The 21,447-nt window shown below is 57.4% G+C and carries 5 protein-coding genes; 1 reads left to right on the top strand and 4 read right to left on the bottom strand.

What is annotated here, in order from left to right; genetic code table 11:
* Positions 1-283: 283 nt before the first annotated feature.
* A complete protein-coding gene (locus tag J1785_RS15665) occupies positions 284-2,272 on the top strand; it encodes a DUF4034 domain-containing protein (protein WP_129991267.1) in 1,989 nt (662 codons plus the stop codon).
* Between the two features lie 67 nt (positions 2,273-2,339).
* Here the strand turns inward: J1785_RS15665 and J1785_RS15660 are convergent, their stop codons facing one another.
* From J1785_RS15660 to J1785_RS15645, 4 genes are all read right to left on the bottom strand, one after another.
* Positions 2,340-3,509 (bottom strand): beta-barrel domain-containing protein, encoded by a 1,170-nt coding sequence (locus J1785_RS15660; protein ID WP_129952363.1) that lies wholly within the window; start codon positions 3,507-3,509, stop codon positions 2,340-2,342.
* 17 nt (positions 3,510-3,526) lie between these two features.
* Positions 3,527-5,704 carry a type I secretion system permease/ATPase gene (locus J1785_RS15655; protein ID WP_217219810.1) on the bottom strand — a complete coding sequence of 726 codons (2,178 nt, stop codon included), beginning with the start codon at positions 5,702-5,704 and terminating at the stop codon, positions 3,527-3,529.
* A gap of 50 nt (positions 5,705-5,754) precedes the next feature.
* Positions 5,755-7,047, bottom strand: a complete 1,293-nt coding sequence (locus J1785_RS15650) for a TolC family outer membrane protein (RefSeq protein WP_370278332.1) — start codon at positions 7,045-7,047, stop codon at positions 5,755-5,757.
* A gap of 231 nt (positions 7,048-7,278) precedes the next feature.
* Positions 7,279-21,102 carry an Ig-like domain-containing protein gene (locus J1785_RS15645; RefSeq protein WP_217219808.1) on the bottom strand — a complete coding sequence of 4,608 codons (13,824 nt, stop codon included), beginning with the start codon at positions 21,100-21,102 and terminating at the stop codon, positions 7,279-7,281.
* Between the last annotated feature and the right edge of the window lie 345 nt (positions 21,103-21,447).

Here is a 21,447-nt window from a genome sequence, read left to right as displayed (position 1 = left end):
CTTATTATATCGCGCACATTAACTGTATTTATCCATAATTACTTCACATTATCTCCATCTTTCAAAGTACGATTTTCTTAATAGTTGATATCTAATCCATTAAATTAATAAGGTATTTTCGGAAGATTATTAATCCCTATTGGGGAGAGGCTTTGTTGGGCAGCAACACTTCAGATCCGTTACTATAGCCAAAGTCAGACCAATCCCGCTGCTCACTGCCGGGAAGAGCGATAGACTGCAGAGCCACGCAACAGCTTCTTTATTCAACAGTTCAGGGAACCTCATGCCACAACAGGATCAACTCGACAACCTCTCTAAAGCCAGAATGCTTCTGGCAACCCGCCGTTTTTTAAAACTCGACGAGTGGCTGTTGTCACTGATGCGTGGCTGGCAGAATCAGGGCGAAGGTCAAAGCGATTACGGCCTGCTGATGCACCCGGCGACCCTGTTTACCGGCACGGAATCGCCTGCGCTTAATCCGCTGGAAATTCTCAGCGACTGGGCGCAGCAATGCCCGCAGAGCTATCACGCTCACGTATTACTGGGCATGGTCTGGCATGAAAACGCCTGGTTAATCCGCCGGTCTCAGGGCGAAAATGAGATTGAAGATCACCAGTGGCTCGGTGCGCAGTTGTGTTGCGATTACGCCGTGCTGGCATTATTACGCGCTATCGAATTACATCCGCGACCGACCCACGCATTCCGCCATCTGATGAACCTCAGCGGAGGGTTCGGTGAGCCTTACTGGCTAAAATCCCTTTTCGCGGGCGAAGTACCTAAACCTCTGCATGAGAAGTTCTCGATTCAGGGCAGTGAAATCTGGCAGGCCGGTGTGGCGCATATTCATGCGCTCGGCTTTGAACCCGCCACGCACTGGCCACACATGTTACCCGCCGCGTTACGGCAAACCCGCAAAAACGGTGAAGAAGCGCTGGATTACTGGTTGCGCATGGCGATGTCCGTGCGTCACGCAGACGTCGGCACGATGGAATCCTATCTGTTATTCCATTCCGCTTTCTGGGGTGGCAGCGACGAGCAACAGTTGCTGATCATTGACGGCCCGTTGTGTGCGGAATTCAGTGATGAAGAACGTAACCAGTTCCGTGCGAATGCGCTGTGCGATGCGCTCTCCGGTGATATCGCCGAACGCGAATCGCCAGAGGCGCTGGCACTTGAGCAGCGGCTGGCCACTTTACTGGCCAGCCCGCTCGAGCCTGACACCCGCATCCGGCTGCTGGATCTCGCCGGAATTTGTACGGCGTACTGGCAGGATGATGATCAGGCCGGTCTGGCCGTTTATGACGCGTTATTTGCAGTGTCACCGCAGGCCATGCCCGGCCATTCTGCCCGCATGTTTATTTCCCGTGCTGTGCTGGCAAACGGCCATGAAGAAGGCTTGCCGGTACTTACCCAGTTACTGACCCGCGGCCTCAGCCAGGCCACTGATCCGGTGCTGGTGGCTTTTGCTGCCACGGCGTTGCAATTCGGATTATACGGGCTACCTGCCCGTCCGGAATTAAGTGAAGGGCTGATGGAACATGCGTGGTCGCTTATCCGGCAAGCCGGCGATGAACAGCCGGTCAGCGATCTGGTTACCCTGGCGCATGATATGGCGATCAATGATGATATTGATGCCGCCCATTTTCTGATGACCGGTATGGCGCGCCACGGCAGCGCCATTCATTGCTACGAACTGTATTTCTTCTACCGCAACGGCTGGCATCATGATGTGCCTGAGCATTTTCATAATGACAGTAATGCAATGGATTGTGTCCTCAGCGCCGCCCGCTCCGGCATGGTTCCGGCCATGTTTACCTGTGCTAACGCGCTGCGCGACGGGCTGGGCGGCGAACCGGATTATGAACAGGCGATGCAGTGGTATCAGCGGGCAATGGACGCAGGACATCTGTCCGCCGCTTACTACCGCGCCGGCTGTGCGCTGGATAACGGCTCAGACGCTGAGAAACGTCAGGCCGCAGAGGTCTGGCTACCGGAAATCCTGCATAACCCTGACCATCCTGATCGCGCCGAAGCCGCCTATACACTTGGCATGGCATGGCTGACCGGCACCGGGGTGAAGAAAAACCGTTATGTCGCTGCCAGGTTTATGGAATTTGTGCTTGAACTGAATCCGGCATCTGAGGCCGCGAAGCAGGTTCACGATGACCTCAATGGTTCCCTGCGTGCGAGGATGAATCTTTGGCAGGATAAGCGGAAAGCGGAAATGGAAGATCCGGTAGCGGAGTTTAGATTGCAGGCGCCGCTGCAATAGCGGGCTGATATCTTGGGTTGCCGCCCACGGTGTTGACTTTAAAGCCGCATCAGCAGCGGCGTCCTGCTTACCTCTCCCTCAGGGATTCTTTAACTTTATTCAGCGGCTTAATCAGATAATCCAGCACACTTTTCTGGCCGGTCTTGATGTCCACGTTCGCCACCATACCGGGCACAATCGGGAACTGGCGTCCGGCTTTGTTGGTCAGGAAAGCTTTATCGGTACGCACATACACGCGGTAATAATACTGGTCGCGCTTCACTTCATCCTGCAACGTGTCCGGTGATACCCCTTCAACTTTGCCGTCCAGATCACCATAGATTGATGAATCGTACGCCGAGATTTTTACCGTGGCAGGCAGCCCGGGGCGGATATAGGCGATGTCGCGCGGGTTGATACGGGTTTCGATCAACAGCTGATCTTCAATCGGTACGATTTCCATCAGCTTACCGCCCGGTTGCAGCACCCCTCCCACGGTGGAAACCTGGATATCTTTAACAATGCCGTGAACCGGTGAATACAGCTCAGAGCGCGTAACCTGATCCTCTTTACCGGCCATCACCTGTAATCCGGCATCCAGATCGGCGTTATTTTTCACCTGCTCCTCACGCGCACGTACCGCGTACTGGTTGATTGCATCGTCGATTTTTCCGCGCAGTTCACTGGCCTGACGTTTGAGACGAATAACCTCAACCTGCCCTGCCGCGCCTTTTGCCACCAGCGGTTGCGTCATGTTGATTTCATCATTCACCAGTCTGAGCGACTGTTGCAAATTCGCCACCGTTTCATCACGGTTCTGCTTACGCGATAAATATAACTGACGCTCACGCGCTACCAGCTCCGGCGATTTCATGGTTTCAGGGCTGAATTTCAGCGGCGCGCCGGTCAGTTCTGCACTCAGACGCTCCGAAGATGCGCGAAGTGTCCGCACACGGGAAGCCGCTTCACCGTAGTTCGACTGAGAACGCGTCGGGTCAAGCTGCGCCAGAAGCTGGCCGCGATTGACTACCGAGCCTTCCTGCACCATCAGTTTTAAAATTACGCCGCCGTCCAGTGAATCAATTTGCTGTGCCTTGCTCGATGGTGTCACTTTGCCGGTACCGACCGTCACTTCATCCAGCACGGCAAAACGTGCCCAGACGAAAAACACCAGCAAACTGCCCAGCGTGACCCAGATAATCCACGAGACTTTGCGACTTTCGGCCTCCAGTTCATCATGCAATGTCAGATGTGCCATGCAGTGTCCTTAGCAGCTCAGGCTGCGCCTTGTGTTTTATTGTCACCCACGGCTGCTGCCGCAGCGGGCGTGGTACTGACAGCTTTGGCCAGGATCTGATCACGTGGCCCGTCTGCCACCACCCGCCCGTTATCCATCACCACGATCCTGTCCACCAGTTTGAGCAGTGCCGGACGGTGCGTCACAACAATCAGCGTCCGTCCTACAAGCCAGCTGTGTAACTGGCGGATGACATATTCTTCCAGCTGTTCATCCATCGATGCCGTCGGTTCGTCCATCAGCACCACCTGCGGATTACGCAGGATCATACGGCTTAACATCACCATCTGACGCTGACCGCCGGACAATCCCCGCCCGCCTTCGTTGATAATTTTATCAAGGCTCGATGCGTCGGCCTGCACCATAGACAGCGCGCCGCTGATACGCAGCGCCTGTAGCATTTCCTGGTCCGTGGCATGCGGATAACCCAGCATCAGGTTCTGACGTAACGTGCCGAAAAACAGCCGCGAATCCTGCGACAGATAACCGAGCTGGCGGCGGATATCCGCCGGTTCGACTTTGGTCATGTCAACGCCGTCGATGAGGATTTTTCCCTGTGACGGGCTGGCCTGGCCGGCCAGCAGTTTGAGCAATGTCGATTTACCCGCACCGACTTTTCCGAGGATGGCCACGCGTTCACCCGGTTTGATCTCCAGCTGGCCGATGCCTAATACATTCGGCGCGTTCTCTTTGTCGTAGGTATATTGCAGGTTGCGCACGTTGAAATGGCCGCTGAGCGTCGGGCAATGTGACAGCTCGGCATCAGCGGGCCGGTCAACCGGTTTTTTCAGTAATTCATCCAGTCCGCGCATGGCACTTTTAGCATGCTGCCAGCGGGAAAATACCATGGTCAGTTGCATCAGCGGTGCGATAGTGCGTGATGACAACATGCTGCTGGCGACCAGCGTACCGGTAGTAATGTCACCGCTGAGCACCAGATACACGCCGAACACCAGCATGCCGCCATAGGTCAGTTGCTGCACGGTGGAAGCCCAGCCTGTCAGGCGCGCGCCCCAGACACGTTGTTTCATGCCCACTGCGGCGCTGACTTCATGCGTCTGTTCCCACTGACGCTGAAAATAGGCTTCCGCCTGTAACGCTTTAATGTCTTCGATACCTTCGATGGTTTCCACCAGCACGGCGTTGCGCAGCGCGCTTTCCCGCATGCCTTCTTTTGCCAGTTTAGCCATCGGCCACTGGATCAGAATGCCGGGAATGACAATCAGCGGGATCGCCAGCAGCGGAATAATGACCAGCGGGCCGCCGATGAAAAACATGATGCCAAGGAACAGCAACACAAAAGGCATATCCGCCGCCGCACTGATGGTGGTCGAGGTCAGCAGTTCACGCACCTGATCGATTTCACGCAACTGAGAGATAAAGGAACCGGTGGATTTTGGCCGGTCATCGTTTTTAATATTCATCGCCCGCACGAAAAACAACGAGGAGACTTTCAGGTCGATTTTTTTGCCCATCAGATCTGACACCAGCGTACGCATCAGACGGATGACATATTCCATGGCCGCCGCCAGCACCACCCCGAAAAACAGCACCCATAAGGTCGGGTAAGATTGCGCCGGGATCACACGGTCATACACCTGCATTGAGAACAAAATACCGGCCAGCGCCAGTACATTACCGAGAACGGAGGCCAGTGAAATTTCCGCGATTTTGCGTCCTGAACCACGGAAATTTTCCCAGAACCAGTGTTTTTTATGCGGCTGAACGAACGGGTCGATACGCTGATCCCGCCCGCGTGCGGCAACGCCCACCAGAAAAACCGGGCCGGTGCTTTGCTCAAGCAACATCACCAGTTCGGCGGAACGCACTAAATTGCCGCCGTCGCTCAGCCAGTAATCGACAGTGCCGTCATCGTGCAGATTTTCCAGTACCGCAATGCCGCCCTGTTGCAGGGTAATAATGGCGGGCAATACTTCCTGACGCCAGCGCACCTGATTCCAGCTGACCATACCGACCTGAAGCCCCATCAGGCCGCTGAGCCGGTCCAGCTGACGCCGCAACGGCTGATGTTCAAACCAGCGCATCTGCTGGCGAAGATAAAGCGGATCTGCTGGTTTGCCGAATGTTTCGGCCACGCGCCCCATGGCGCTTATCCAGACGTCGATCGACAAAGGTGCAGGGGCTTCATGACTCATTTCAACCTCGATATCGAATGCTTCTGGTTTATTCCCGTCCTGCCCGATCCTTACAGCGACGGGATGGTGTCACCTGTTTGTTTGTGTCGGTCGATACCTAACATATCGACCAGATTGTCTACGGCAGCGGCATAGCGCACCGTCGCGTCCCAGCCGTCATACAGCGCGCCAATACGCGACGTATCGGCCTGAAAAACGTCCTGCTCAACACTGAGCAAATCGTTCAGACTGCGCTTGCTGAGTTTGTACTCGTCCTGATAGACGCTGCGGGTATGCGTCGCGCTGCCGAACTGTTCCTCGCCCGCGAGCTGGCGCTGCTGACCGCCGATCATGTCGGCATAAGCCGCCGATGCTTTCTGGTTGATATCCAGCTTGGCTTTTTCGACTTCGGCCTGTGCCGCCTGCCGCTGACCTTCTGCCGCGCGAACTTTGGCACTGACCGCCCCGCCCTGATACACCGGCGCATCCACCGCCAGTTGTACCTGATCGTCCCAATAGGAACCGCCACCGCCGCTGTTTTCATAGCGCGTACGTCCTGCCTGCACTTTCAGGGTCGGCCAGTGCTGAGCTTCGGTCTGATTAACTTCCTCGATCGCCGCCTGCTGTTTAGCCTGTGCGGCCCGCACCAGCGTGCTGTTTTCGTAAGGGATTTTGTTGAGGGTGACTTTCTGATCCAACAGGCTTTGCGGCAGATCCGGTAAATTGTCGGAAACCACGCCGGTCAGCACCGTCAGTTGTGCCTGTGCGGAACGTTGCTGGGCGCGATATTGCTCAACCGTGGCTCTCATCCCGGCAATACGCGTTTCTGCCTGCAACACGTCAGACTGCGAACTCAGCCCGGCGTCTGCCCGCAGTCTGGCGGTGTCACGCACACGTTCGAGAGAAGCGATATTGTCACGCGCCGCCAGGCTCAGCGCCTGATAGCGTTTGACCGAGAGATAGGCCTGCAGGGTGCTGAGCGCCACGTCGGTCATTGTGCTGTAAAGCGAATAACGATAGGAATCAGACAGGTATTCCTGCTGACTGATGCTGCCGCCGGTACGACCGAAGTCATACAGCAACTGGCTGAGCTGGACGCCCGCCGACGCGTTGTTGCTCAGGCTCCCTGCCGAGTCGGTCTGATGCGATTTCCCGGCGGTTCCCTGTAAGGAGATTTGCGGGTACCACGCACTTTTGGCCTCATCAAGGTTGCCTCTGCCGACGCGGATTTGCGCCGCCGCTTCTGAAATTTGCGGATTGCGCGCAAACGCCCGCAGGATAGCATCCTGCAACGTCAGGCTGGCACGCATCTCCTCAGTCGGCGCGGCCTGCCAGTTAAATTCCGGCTGTTTAACCGCCGCCATCCCCCCCGAATTCCCTGTTAAAACCGTCAGACACAAGGTGCCCAATATTGCGGTCAGTGACCGCATCACTTTCTTATTTTTCATTACCGACACCACTTAATTACGCCGATTTTTTGTGGGTACTGCTCTCTCCCCTGCGAAGGGGAGAGTTGGGACGGGGTATCAATGGCATCGCAGTCGCCAGCAAAAAACCCTCCCCGCCTCCCCCTTCACAGGGGGAGGCGTACAGAATTAACTCTGCTGTACGTGCAGACCGTGTTGCACCAGAACGTCTCCCAGAGTGTTTGAGGTATCCAAAGATGCGTTGTGATAAACGTCGAAGGTCAGTCCGTCCACCGTACGTTGCCCGGTTTCGTTCCATGCGCCGTCGGTGCCCATTTGCAGATTCACCAGACTGCCCTCGCCCCCCCTGATGATCACTTCGTCGGACGGGTTATCCTTCACATTCAGCGCCTCATGCAGGTTCAGTGAGATGCTGTTAGTGCCGGAATTGCCTAAATCGAAGATATCGATATGTTCAACTTTCAGCCCGAGCAGCGTCAGGTCCAGATGCTGATGGGTGCCCGCCAGCAACAGGGTATCGACACCGGTTCCGCCGTCGATTTGCGAGAAATCGAGGGTATGAACCGAAATGGTGTCATTGCCCGCGCCGCCGAGGGCCACGCCGTCAATGGCCGTCAGATCAATGGTCATACCGCCAATAGAGAATGCTGTATCCGCGTGCGCGATGGTGTCTGCAGTGGTGGTGTCAGGCGTGGTGGTAGTTGAAGAGCTGTTGTCCGCAGTGACCAGCGGATCTGTCAGCGTACTGGTAGCATGCGTCGCTGAAGTATCGCTGGTTGCACTGCTGGTATCGGTGGTGTGAACCGCCGCCAGTGTATGGGTATCGTCCACGGCCAGTGACTGAACGGCCAGGCTGCTGGTCTCTGCCGGCAAGGTAGAACCGACGGTCAGCCCGACATGGGCATCGAATCCGTTACCCGCCGCATCCACCGCTTTCAGTTCCACCACCGCGCCGAGCAGTGCGTTCAGTAAGCCCACCAGTCCGTAGCTGCTCAGCAGCGCACTGGACAGTTTCACTGTCCACGAACCGTCTGCCTGCACGGTCCCTGCCAGCGTATTGCCCAGCAGAGTGACACTGACCAGGCCACCTTGAGCGATGTTGCGGCTGGTCCCGCTCAGTGTCAGACCCTGACCGCCGAGAATGCCGCCAACCACACCGAGCGTCAGGCCGAGCAGTGGATTCAGCGCCACCAGCGGCAATGCATGTGTCAGTACGTTCAGCGGGTTAGAAATGATTGCAGTGTTGCCCACAAGATCCGCAACCGAAACAGAGACCTGCGTCGAACCATCCGCCAGCCCTTTCAGCTCTGCCGAGGTGAACGGCACACTCCACGCGCCGTTGGTGATGGTACCGGTGTGCGTCACGCCACCAATAGTGACCGACACCGTGCCGTTGAGCAGGTTGGAGGTCCCGGTAATATTAGTACTGGCACCCGCTTCAGCGGCATTCAGATAACCGTCTCCGCCAAACAACGAGCCGAGTGACAGCGTTGGCAGGGTGTGAATACCCACCGTTGCTGTCGCACTGCCGCTGACGGCATGACCGGCAGCATTGGTTACCGACGCACCGACATTCAGCGCACCGTCAAGCAGGCTGGAGAGGGTAAGCTGCGGAATGGCCACACTGAAGGTGCCATCCGCTTTCACCAGTGCCGTCAGGGTATTGCCGCCGACGTTCAGGGTCACGGTCGATCCCTGCGCATTGGTGGTGGTTCCGCTGATGGTCTGAGTGAGCAGTGCATCCGCCGCGTTCAGCAGGCCATCACCAAATAACGGATTCAGCGTGATGGTTGGCAGTGACTGCGATACCACGTTCAGCAGGTTGGTGACCGATGCCGGGTTACCGGAGCCGTCCACCAGGCTGGCGACCACCGATTGAGTGCCGTTGAGAATAGCGCCCAGATCCGTCACCGGTACCGTCACGCTGAACACGCCGCCAGCGCCCACATTGGCAAGGTAGTTTTTGCCATTCAGGGAAATCTGCACTTGGGTGCCTTGCGCGACGTTGGTCGCGATACCGCTGATGGTCTGACCGGTCAGCAGGTCAACCACGTTCAGCACGCCATCGCCAAAGACCGGATTCAGGACAATCGATGGCAGATTGTGAATACCGACATTCAGCCCCACGGTATTTGACGCCGTGTTACCCACTTCATCGGTCACGGTGGTGACGATGGTCAGATTGCCGTCAAGCAATCCGGCAAGTTGCAGCGGGGTCAGTGACGCGGAGAATTTGCCGTCACTGCCAACGGTTGCTGTCAGGTTGATCAGGCCGCCGCCGACGTTAATGTTGACCGTTTCGCCGACGTGCCCGTTGGTGACCGTACCGCTGATGGTCTGTGTCAGCAGCGCTTCAGCCGCATTCAGGATGCCATCTGCACCGAAAACAGGATCCAGCACAATTTTCGGTACCGCGTTAATAATGGAAGTCAGCGTGCTGCTGCTGGTGCTGGTATTACCGCCGTTGTCGGTAACAGAAACCACGACCGGGAAGGTGCCGTCGCCCAGCGCTTTCAGGTCACCCGGTTGCAGGGTGATGCTGAATGCGCCCGTCCCGTCGGTCGCGCCGAGGAAGGTTTTCCCGCCCAGCGTGACCTGCACCTGCGTTCCCGACGCCACGCCGCTGACTGTCCCGCCAATCACCTGGGTAGTGAGTGCGTCCGCTGCGTTGAGCAAGCCGTCGCCCAGGACCGACGTCAGGTTAATGACCGGCCTGACGAGATCCAGCACCGCATTCGCGGCCGCGCTGCCAACATTACCCGCCGCATCCGCCACCGTCACACTGACCGCAGCGGTCGTGCCACTCAGCAAGCCGAGAACGGACGGCGGAACAGTGACCAGGAAATGTCCGGTCGCATCAACTACGCCGTTAATGGTTTGTGTGCCGACCTGCACGGCGATCGCGGTACCTGCCGCAACGTTCGAGACCGTACCGCTAATCGTCTGATTAACCAGCAGATCAGCGATATTGAGCACGCCGTCACCAAACACGGTATTGAGCACCACCTGCGGCAGATTGTGGATGGCAATCCCCACCGGAATAGGGGTAGAAGACGTGTTGCCCGCCGGGTCTGTCAGGGTGATACCCAGATTCAGGGTGCCATCCAGCAGTGCGCCCAGATCGCCCGGCTGGATCTGGATATTCCAGGTGCCTGCCGTCACGGTAGTGTTATAGGTTTTACCGCCAAGGGTCACGGTCACCAGCGTGCCGTCAACCGCCGTCGCTGCGCCCCCGATGGTTTGTGCCAGCAGAGATTCCGCCGCATTCAGCAGGCTATTGCCGCCGAAGATTGGCGTGAGGTCGCCCAGCACCGGCAAGGTTTTCAGCACATCAAGATTAAGGGCTTCAACCTTGGTGTTCCCCGCCGCATCGGTCAGGGTGAGATTGATAACCTGCGCACCATCGGTCAGTGCGCCGAGAACGGCGGCCGGTATGGTAAGTGACCACAATCCGTTAGCGCCCACGATTGCCGACAATGGCGTACCGTCAATTACCGTTGAGATAACTGACCCGACGCCCGCGCCAATCACCGTGCCGCTGAGGGTTTGCGCTACCTGCGATTCCGCCAGATTAAGGAAACCGTCGGTCAGCCCCAGTCCGCTGGCCACATTCAGATCCAGCAGTTTGTTGAAGAAGATATCCAGACCGGTACTGACGCTGGTGGTGTTACCCGCCGCATCTGTTACGGTGGCGGCCAGGGTCAGGGTACCGTCATTGAGCAAAATCAGTTGTTCAGGTGTCAGGTTAAGCGACCATGCACCGCCAGGCTGGATAAGCGCTGTCCCAATAGAGGCGCCGCCCAGAGTGACGTTCACTGTCTGCCCGTCCGCACCGCTGGAGGTCCCACCCACCAGCACGTTGAGCAGTGATTCCGCCAGATTAATGACGTTATTACCGGCAACCGCATTCAGCGCCAGTAACGGCGCTGACGTATCAACGTTCACCGTATGCGGAACCGCCGTACCCACGTTGCCTGCCGCATCCGTGAGGGTGGCGGAGATCACGTTGGTTGCGCCGGTGCCTTGCGGTAATGCCTGCAAATCGGCGGCGGGTACGCTGACTGACCAGGTGCCGCCGGTCTGCACGGTGCCGCTGTAGGTTTTGCCATTCAGTGTGACCGTGACCACACGGCCCACTTCACTGGTATCCGCCGTCCCTGAAATCAGCTGGGCGGATTTCGACTCGGTATTATTGAGAATATCATCGCCGGTAAAGGCGCTGATGGTCAGGGTCGGCGCAGTGGTATCCACCAGCACGCCTTGCGTGACATTGGTCACCGGAATAAGCGTTGATGCGGTCACCGTCGTGGTCGTGCCATTCACAAATTCGGAGGCTGGAACAGGCAGTGTCCAGACGTCGGCGTTAACCGTCGTCGTGTGCAGATTCCCGCCGACAGTGACGGTGACCAGTGTGCCATCCGGCACATTCACTGTTTTACCGGAAAGGGTAATGTCCGCCGGATTGCCATCCGCCACGTTAATAATGTTGTCACCGGTGACCGGATCAAGGGTGATGGAGAACGCAGGGGGTATCAGGTTTACCGTGACTGGCAATGATGTTGCCGTCGCCGGGTTACCCGCCAGATCACTCACTGCGACACCAATCGTCTGACCGGTTGACAGCGTACCGAGTTCGTCCGGGGTCAGTGTCACACTCCATGAACCGTCACCCTGCACCGTTGCCTGATGGCTGATGCTGCCGACCGTGACTGTCACCTGCTGTCCCGCCTGCACATTCACCGTCGTACCGGTAATGGTTTGCGTGCTCTGGCTCTCGGCGTAGGTCAGATCAAAACCGGCACCGGCAAAGGACGTCACCGCCACGGAAGGCAGTTGTGTCACGGCAATGCCGACATCCGCCGAGGCTGAACCGGTATTGCCGCCGCCGTCCGTGACAGACACGGAGATTTGCTGAGCGCCCTGCGGAAGATCGGCGATTTCACCCGCTGTCACCGGAACCGTCCAGTTACCGTCCGCATCCACCGTCACACCCGGAAGAGGTATTCCGCCAAGGGTGACCACCACAGTTTGCCCCGTTCCCGACAGCCCGGTGGTCCCGGTCAGGGTCAGCGGTGTGGCAGCTTCAGCCGCACTCAGATAACCATCGCCAAACGGCGTATTGATGGTGACATCCGGCACGGTGAGATAGCTGTTAAACGGCTGCGTCGCAGGCGTACTGTTGCCCGCGGCATCTGTCACCGTCACGTTGATATCATGCAGACCACTGCCCAGAGAATTCAGTACGCCTGCAGGCAGACTCACCGACCAGTCACCGGTCGACGGATCGACGGTCGCGGTATAGGTGGTGCCAGCCACATCAATGGTCAGTTTAACGTTCTGGTTGTTGCCGGTGATGCCGGTATTACCGGTAATCACGTTCACGGCAGCAGCTTCAGCGATATTCAGATTGCCGTCGCCAAACGGCAGGTCGATAACCGGCACAGGGGCGGACAGATAGGACGTGAAGGTCAGTGTCGCATCGGTATGATTCCCCGCGCTGTCTGTCGCCGTGACGGTAATCAGATGCGACGCCGTCGCCGTGCCAAGGGAAGTGAGCTGCGCTGACGTCAGGTCCAGGCTCCAGTTCCCCGTGTCCGGGTCGACCGTTGCCGTAAACGGACTGCCGGTCATGCCCGCGATCGTTACGCTGACGGTTTGCCCGGCTCCGGTCACGCCGGTGCTACCGGTCAGAGTCTGCCCGTTAACGTCGGTGGATTCGGCAATGTTCAGCGTACCGTCACCGAATGGCAAATTGATGGTCGGTGCAGGAACGTTGTGGATTTGTACACCGACAGAAACCGGCAGCACAGATGAGTTGCCCGCACTGTCGGTCACGGTCACCACCACCGGCCAGCTGCCATCCTGCAATGCCAGCAGTTCAGGGGACGTCAGCGAAACGCTCCAGGTTCCCGCCGCAGAATCGACCACAACCGGTACCGCGTTACCGTTGATGACCACGGTCACGGTCTGCCCCGGACTGGTGATCCCGGTGGTACCGGTAATCACCTGACCTGCCGGGTTTGACGCTTCATCGAAATTCAGAATGCCATCGCCGAATGGCTGATTAATGCCCGCCACTGGCAGAACATGGGTCAGAGCGGTGAAATCAAGGGTACCGGCCGCACTGGTATTCCCCGCGCTGTCGGTTGCGGTCACACTGATGGTGTGCGTGGCATCCGCCAGCCCCTGAAGCACACCGGAAGGCACCGTCGCCGTCCAGGTGCCATCATTGCCCACGGTGGCCAGCACCGGCGTGCCATCGACCGTCACCAGAACGGTCTGACCCGCGCCGGTAATGCCGGTTGAACCGGTAATCAGCTGATTACCCGCCGCTTCGGTGGCGTTCAGAATGCCGTCCACAAACGGGGTATTGATGGTCGGTACCGGCAACGCAGACAGTTCGATATCCAGACTGGCGCTGGAAGACGCCGGGTTACCGGCAACATCTTCTGCCGTCACGGTCACCTGCACGATACCGCTGGTCAGTCCGCTGAGCAGGCCCGGCGAAACGATGGCCGTCCAGCCGAGTCCGTCAGGGTTCACCGTACCGGAAATTGGATCCGCCAGCCCCGGCACCGTCACCTGCACAGTCGTTCCCGGTGCCAGACCTGAGCTGGTTCCACTGAGGGTGAAACCGTTGGCCGCTTCACTGATATTCAGAATACCGTTCCCGGCAATCACACCAAAGGTCAGCACGGGTAATGCGTGCGTCGAAAGCGTGAAATCAGCAAAGGTACTCACGTTATTCCCGGCCGCATCGGTGACACGGACGTCGATGGTTTTGCTGCCATCGGTAGTAATGGCCTGCACATCTCCGCCCGGAATCGTGAGACTCCAGGCACCGGTACCGTCCGCGGTCGTGGTGTAATCTTTTCCGTTGAGCGTGACGGTAACGGTCAGGTTAGGATCCGTCGAACCACTGACCGGAATACCCAGCGCGGCTTCCGCCAGATTAATGATGTTATCCCCGCCGGTATCGACGGTCACGGTCAGTATCGGCGCCGCCGTATCAACGGCCACATTGTGTGTTGCCGTCGCCACGTTTTGCGCCACGTCATCTGCGGTGGCGGTGAAGGTATTATTGCCTGCTGGCAGCGCCTGAACCTGAGCAGCCGTCATCGGGAAGCTCCAGCTACCGTCGGCCTGCACAGTGGCTGTATAGGTCGCGCTGTAGTTTTCGCCGGTAATGACCACGGTGACGGTGCCATTCACAGGAACATGAGCGGAAGTCCCGCTGACAGTCATTCCCTGATTATGCTCAATGATATTAATGTAATCATCGCCGGAAATGGCATTGATGGTCAGGGTTGGCAGGTCACCCGGCTGGGTGATAACCGTGGCGTTGTGTGAGGCAGATGCCGGGTTACCGGCCAGATCCGTGGCGGTCGCCGTGACGGTAACCGGCCCGTCAGATAAGTTACCCAGATCAGCCAGAGGCACGGTAGCCGTCCAGTTGCCATTCGCATCAACCACGGCGTTGTAGGCTTTACCGTTAAAGCTCACCACCACAATCTGTCCGTTTTCGAGATGGGTGGATGTCCCGGTGATCGGAATATCCGCGCCTTTTTCGATCGCATTAATGTAATCGTCGCCGGACACCGCGGTAATCAGCAGCGTCGGCAAATCAACCGGATTAGCATCCACGCTGAAGGTATGCGGGGCTGTAGTGCTGTTCCCTGCCGCATCAGTGATCGTGGCGGTCAGCGTATACGTGGTATCTGTCAGCGACTGCACGACACTACTTGGCAGTGTAAAGCTCCAGGTACCATCCGGCTGAACCACTGCGGTGTACGTCACATTGTTAAAACTCAGCACTACGGAAACGGTTTGACCGGCATCCGGGGTATCCGCGCTTCCGCTGATTACCACAGGTTGCAGCGATTCGGCCGCATTAATAATGTCATCCGTCGCCACCGGGTTAAAGGTTAGCGTTGGCAAGGTATAGTCGACGGTAATAGCGCTGTTAACGGTGCCCGCGTTACCGGCACTGTCAGTGGCAGTCACTACCACGTTTTGCGGACCTTCCGGTATCGCCTGCAAATCTGCCGCACTGAGGTTCACCGCCCAGATACCATTGGCATCAACAACAGCGGAATGATCCACCCCTCCGATATTGACCACCACGGTCTGGCCTGCGCCTGTGACTCCGGTGGTACCGGTGAGCGTCTGATCGGTATCCGCTTCCCGCTGATTCAGGAAGGTATCGCCAAACGGCGTTTCAATGGTGGGCACCGGCACGTTCTGCGTCGCGAGCTCAATATTGACCGGTGGCAGCGTAGTGGTGTTACCTGCCGCATCGGTCAGTTCAGCGGTCAGCGGATAACTGCCGTCAGCCAAGCCGTTGAGGGTATTGGCCGGAATGGTGGTGCTCCAGCTGCCGTTTGGCTGTACTTCTGCGGTATATGTCTGTCCATTGAAGGTCAGTGTCACCGTCTGCCCTGCATCGGCCGGATCACTGGTTCCGCTCAGGGTAATCGGCGCGCCAGCTTCGGCCGCGTTAATCACGTTGTCCGTCGCCACATTATCGAGTGACAGCGAAGGCGGTGTGAAGTCCACATCCACCGAACCCGGCAACGTAGCGGTGTTGCCTGCGGCGTCGGTCACATTCACAGTGAGGGTTTTCGTCCCTTCACCCAGCCCCTGTAAATCCGCCGAAGGAATGGTCACGGTCCAGCTACCGTCGGTTGCCACCGTACCGGTGTAAGGCGTGCCGTCAATGATAACTGTCACCGTCTGACCGTCACCGGTCAGCCCCGTTTTACCGGTCAGTATCTGATCGGTGGCAGCCTCCGTGCTGCTCAGCAAACCATCGCCAAACGGCGTATTCAGCGTCGGTTGCGGCAATGTGGTGTAAATGCCCAGATCCTGCGTCGCCGTAACCGCGCCCTGATCGGTCGTCACGGTAGTTACAATGACATGGCTGGTGCCGTCCGCCAGGTTAGCGACATCCCCCGAGGGCACATTAATGGTCCAGTTGCCGTCAGCGTTGGTCTGCGTGGTATAGGTCACCGTGCCCAGTTTGACGGTAACCGGCGTACCTTCCGGCACGTTGGCGGTTTTACCGCTGATGTCAAAACCTGCGCCCGCTTCGGTGGCATCGATTTTATTATCGCCGGTAATCGGGTTGATGGTCACTCCGCCCAGCGCACTGTTAACCGTGAAGTCTTCGCTGTTGCTGGCCGGGTTGCCGGCTTTATCGGCGACAGAAACCTCAATGGTTGCGGTGCCGTTTTGCAGCGCCTGCAAGTCAATCGCCGAAACGCTGACACTCCATGCACCGCTGGCTAACACCGTCGCCTGATATGTTCCGCTTCCGATACTTACGGTGACAATTTGTCCGGCTTCAACTTGAGTTGTCGTGCCGCTGACAGTCTGCGGGTTGGTGCGTTCCGCGCCATCGAGCGTGCCGTCTCCGGCAAACAGATCAATCTCAATCGTCGGCAATAATGCCGGATCCGCTTTCACCGTCACCGGTGTGGTTGCGGTTCCTGCGTTACCGGCAGCATCGGTGACGGTGACCGTCAGGATGTAAGTGCCATTGGCGACATTCGCCAGTGCATCCGCCGGAATGTTGACTGTCCAGCCACCGCCAGTCACCACGGTACCTGTATAGGTATGACCCGCAATACTGAGGGTAACACTATCCCCGGCCTCACCGGCACCGGCAGTGCCACTGACAGGAATAACCGCCCCTGCTTCTGCGGCATTAATGATGCCGTCACCGGCGACCGGGTTGATAGTAACTACCGGTGCCACCGTATCGATGGTTACCGGCACAGAAATATTACTGGTATTTCCCGCCGCATCAGTCACCGTAACCTGTACGGCGGCCGGTCCCTGAGGGATGGCCTGCAAATCTCCGGCAGGTACGATGGCGCTCCAGTTACCGTTAGCATCCACCGTGGCAGTGTACAGAATACCGCCGACGGTGACCGTGACGGCCTGTGCGTCGCCGCTTACCCCGGTGCTGCCGGTCAGTGTCTGCCCGGCAGCAGCCTCACTGGCATTCAGTTGTTTATCGCCAAAGGGGGTATCAAGCGTCGCAACGGGGAGGGAGTGAATGATCACACCGAAGTCACTGCTGCCGGATACCGGATTGCCTGCGGCATCTGTCGCGCTGACTTTCACCGTGTTGTTACCGTCACTGAGCAGTGCCAGATCAGCGGCCGGGATCGGCGTACTCCAGGCACCGCCAGTGCCGGTGGTTGCCGTATACGTTTTGCCATTCAGCGTAATGGTGACCACGCTGTTCACAGGCACATTAGCGGACGTCCCGCTGAGAGTAATGCCGGCGGCGGCTTCACTGGCATTGAGCTGGTTATCGCCCGCCACCGGATTAACCGACAGCCCGCTGAGCTGGTTGTTGACCGTCAGGGTTTCGCTGCCGGTCGCGATATTGCCCGCTTTATCTGCCACGGATACGCTGATCGGGGTGGTGCCGTTGGCGAGGGTCGCCAGATCCGCAGCCGGAATACTGATGCTCCAGTTTCCGCTTGGCTGTACCACAGCCGTGTAAGAATGACCGTTAAGCAAGATCAGCACTGTCTGGCCCGCTTCAACCTGTGAGGTCGAGCCACTGAGTGACTGCGCGGTTTGTTGTTCTGCGCCATCCAGTACATTGTTACCCGCAAAAGTATTCACGGTGATGGTCGGACCGTTGGCCGCATCTGCGACCAGTTGCACGTTTGAACCCACAGTGGTGGTATTACCGGCTGCATCTGACAGCTGGACTTGCAGAGGATAGTTGCCGTCCGCAATCCCGCTAAACGCGGCAGCAGGCACGGAAACACTCCACTGGCCGTTGGGCTGCACGATGCCGGTATAGGTTTCACCGTTGAGGGTCACGGTTACAGTACGTCCTGCTTCAGAAATAGAGGCGGTGCCGGTGATCGCCACGCCTGCGGCCGCTTCAGTACCGTTGATATATCCGTCGCCGGAAACCGGGTTAACGGTCAGAAGCGGCGCGGTAAAATCAGCCGTGGCATTGCCGCTTATGGCAGCGGTATTACCTGCACTGTCCGTCGCGGTAACAGAGATAGCCACATTGCCCTGCGGCAGCGCCTGCAAATCTGCGACCGGAACCTGAACTGACCAGTTGCCGTCTGCGGCCACTGTCGCGTTATAGGTGTGTCCGCCTAATGTGACGGTCACCGTCTGACCATCACCAGATTTACCCGTTGTGCCGCTGAGAGTTTGTCCGACGGCGGCTTCTGCGCTATTGAGCAGGCCATCACCAAACGGCGTATTGAGAGTCGGTACCGGATTGGTGTTGTCGATACCGATATTAATGCTGTTGGATAAAATTACCCCGCCCGGCCCTTCGACAGTGGCAGAAATGCTGCTGAGGTCCGGATTCGCGCCCTTAATATCCCCAATCTCACCCGTGCTTAACAGCATGAACCATCTGCCATTCGCCCCCACCGTGGCTGTTTTAAACAGCGAACCGAAACGCACAGTGACGATGGCATTTTCCGCAACACCCAGTGTGGTTCCGCTGATTTCAATGCCGTTTGCGGTTTCAACGGCATTAATCACGTTATCACCGGTCACCGGATCAATCGCAATACCGTTCTGTGAGGTATCAACGTCGAAGGTATCGCTGCCGGTCGCCGGGTTACCGGCTTTATCAGAAACGCTGACATTGATGGTTTTGGTGCCGTCAGTCAGTGTGACCATATCAGCCGCCGGAATAATCACACTCCAGTTGCCGCTGGCCTGTACCGTGGCCTCGTAGATGCGGCCGTTGAGCGTAACAGTGACGATCTGGCCGGCTTCGACGAGCGTCGTGGAGCCGGTCAGCACCTGCGCCGTCTGCACTTCTGCGCCATCAACCACCTTATCACCACCAAACGCGTTCACCGTAATGCCCGGCTGGAGGGTGGAATCGGCAGCCACGTGCAGCGGACGGGTGCTGGTCGTGGTATTACCCGCGGCATCCGTCAGGGTAGCGCTGATCGGGAAATCACCGTTGAGCCCGCTCAGCGTACCCGCCGGGATTGACGTGCTCCAAGCACCGTCAGCACCCACAATGGCGGTGAACGGATGGCCGTCAATCGTGATATTCACCGTTCTGCCCGAGTCTGCGGACGAGGCCGTACCTGTTAAAGTCAGTGCGCCAGCGGCTTCGGCCAGACTGATCTGCCCGTCTCCGGCCAGCGGATTGATCACAAGCGTCGGAGCCACCGTATCGACTGTCACCGGCGTCGTGATGCTGCTGTGGTTACCCGCCGGATCTGTCACGGCGACCACGATATTATTGCTGCCCTGCGGCAGGGCACCGAGTACGGAGGATGGCACCGTGACGGTAAACGTACCGTCCGGTGCTACGGTGCCGGTAATTTGCTGACCGCCCACCGTGACAGTCACGGTCTGTCCGTTGCCGGTCAGACCGGTATTCCCTGTCAGTGTCTGGCTGGTCGTGGATTCGCTGGCATCAAGGGTGTTGTCACCGCCGAATACCGGATCCAGCGTCGGCGGTACACCGTGGATAGCCACATTGAGGCCCGTCGTCTGGCTGAGGGTATTGCCTTGTGAATCCACCATGCTGACCGTCACGGTAGTCGAACCGTCAGCCAGTGCCTGTAAGTCCGCTGGAGAAATGCTCAGACTCCATCCGCCACCCGTGGTGGTGGTCGTGTGATAAACCACACTGCCTACCGTGACGGTAATTTCTGTTCCGGCTGGCACATTGGCTGTCGTCCCGGTGATCACCAGCGCGCTTTGCGCTTCGCTGGCATTGAGCTGGCCATCACCGGAAACCGGATTGACGGTCAGGATCCCGGCGCTGTCGCTGATGATAAAACTTTCCGGCGCAGAGGTCGGGTTACCTGCCGCATCGGTCAGGGAGGCCGTTAGCGTATAAGCCCCTTCTGCCAGCGCAGAGACAATATTTGCCGGGATGGTCACAGACCAGGTGCCATCAGCACCGACGGTTGCACTGTAATGAATGCCGTTGAGCACGATATCCACCGCACGGCCTGCTTCAGAAACAGATGCCGTACCGGTGAGAATCAGCGGTTGCTGATGCCCGTTTGCATCAATAACGTTATCGCCATCCACAGGATTTATCGTCAGCGCTGGCGGCGTGGTATCCACCACCACCGTCACACTCCTGGTTACTGTTTCGCCTGACGTGTTAGTCAGGGTCACGGAAATGACATAGGTGCCGTCCGCCAGCGTTTGCAGTTCGCTGGCAGGAAGAGGAACGTTCCAGCGACCGCTGCCATCCACGGTCGTGGTGAAGGTTTTTCCGTTGATCGTCAGTACTATCGTGCTGCCGGCAGCTGCGTTGGTCGATATGCCACTGAATGTTTGCTGGCTGGCAACGGCGACGCGGTTTAGGGTGTTATCGTTGGCAAAGGTCGACAGCGTCAGGGTGGGTGCAGCGCCCCCGGTCGTGCCGCCGTTATTTCCCCCATTATTGCCACCGCTATTTCCGCCTGTGCTACCCCCACCGGTATTCCCGCCCCCGGTATTTCCACCCCCGTCACTGCCGCCGTTATTGCTGCTGCTACCGCCACCACCGCCGCTTCCCCCTGCAGCAATAGCGATACCTGCACCCAGGGCAAGCACACCCAGCACAGCCCCCAGAACAGCAGGATCAAAATTCGAGGAGTCGATAAGCAACGCACCGACATCAGGAAGGGTCTCATAGGCGGGAACAATCGGAACAGCTCCCGCTGTCGCGCCGGTATCGATAAAAGCGGCGTGTTCGACAGGATGCTCACCATCATCGAAAATCAGTTCGCTGTGATGGCCTTTGCCATCTGTATCAAAGAAACTGTGATAGCGGACGGTGCGTCCGTCTTGCATGTGAATGATCAGATCATTCCCTACCCGTTCGTAGCGGGCGACGACATCGCGTGTCGCGTGCACGCGTATTATGCTGATTTGATTGAGAGTGACATCCTGGCTGGCGTTTGAGAGCTGGGAGATTACTGCACCATTAGTACGAGAAAGAACATCAATAACCACACTACCGTTCTGAGCCATGTTGTACCCCTGTTACGCCAGTTTTTGTCCATACACGCTAACGACCGCTCTTCCTTTTTCAGGCAAAAAGCGGTTCTGCGGGTAATGAAGACCATTAAGAAAAAATGGATAAACTTCCAACTGGTGTGAGGTAAGGCCACAAACAACAAAACAATCAAAAAGGTGCGGTTATTGCATGTAAATATTTTTTTAGGGGCTTCGGTAAATCACCGTTTCGGCATTTTTTCCCGAAACTCCATAAGTTATATGCATGATTTGAGTTAAGTGCCATAAAAAGAAAATATCGTTAAGATTGAAATAATTCATTAAAGAAAGTCAAATCATCAGTTTAACAAATGTAAAATT

Source organism: Rahnella perminowiae, from assembly GCF_019049755.1.
Lineage (GTDB): Bacteria > Pseudomonadota > Gammaproteobacteria > Enterobacterales > Enterobacteriaceae > Rahnella > Rahnella perminowiae.
Note: the sequence above shows the minus strand (reverse complement) of the source record. Positions and strands in the feature narration are given on the sequence as shown.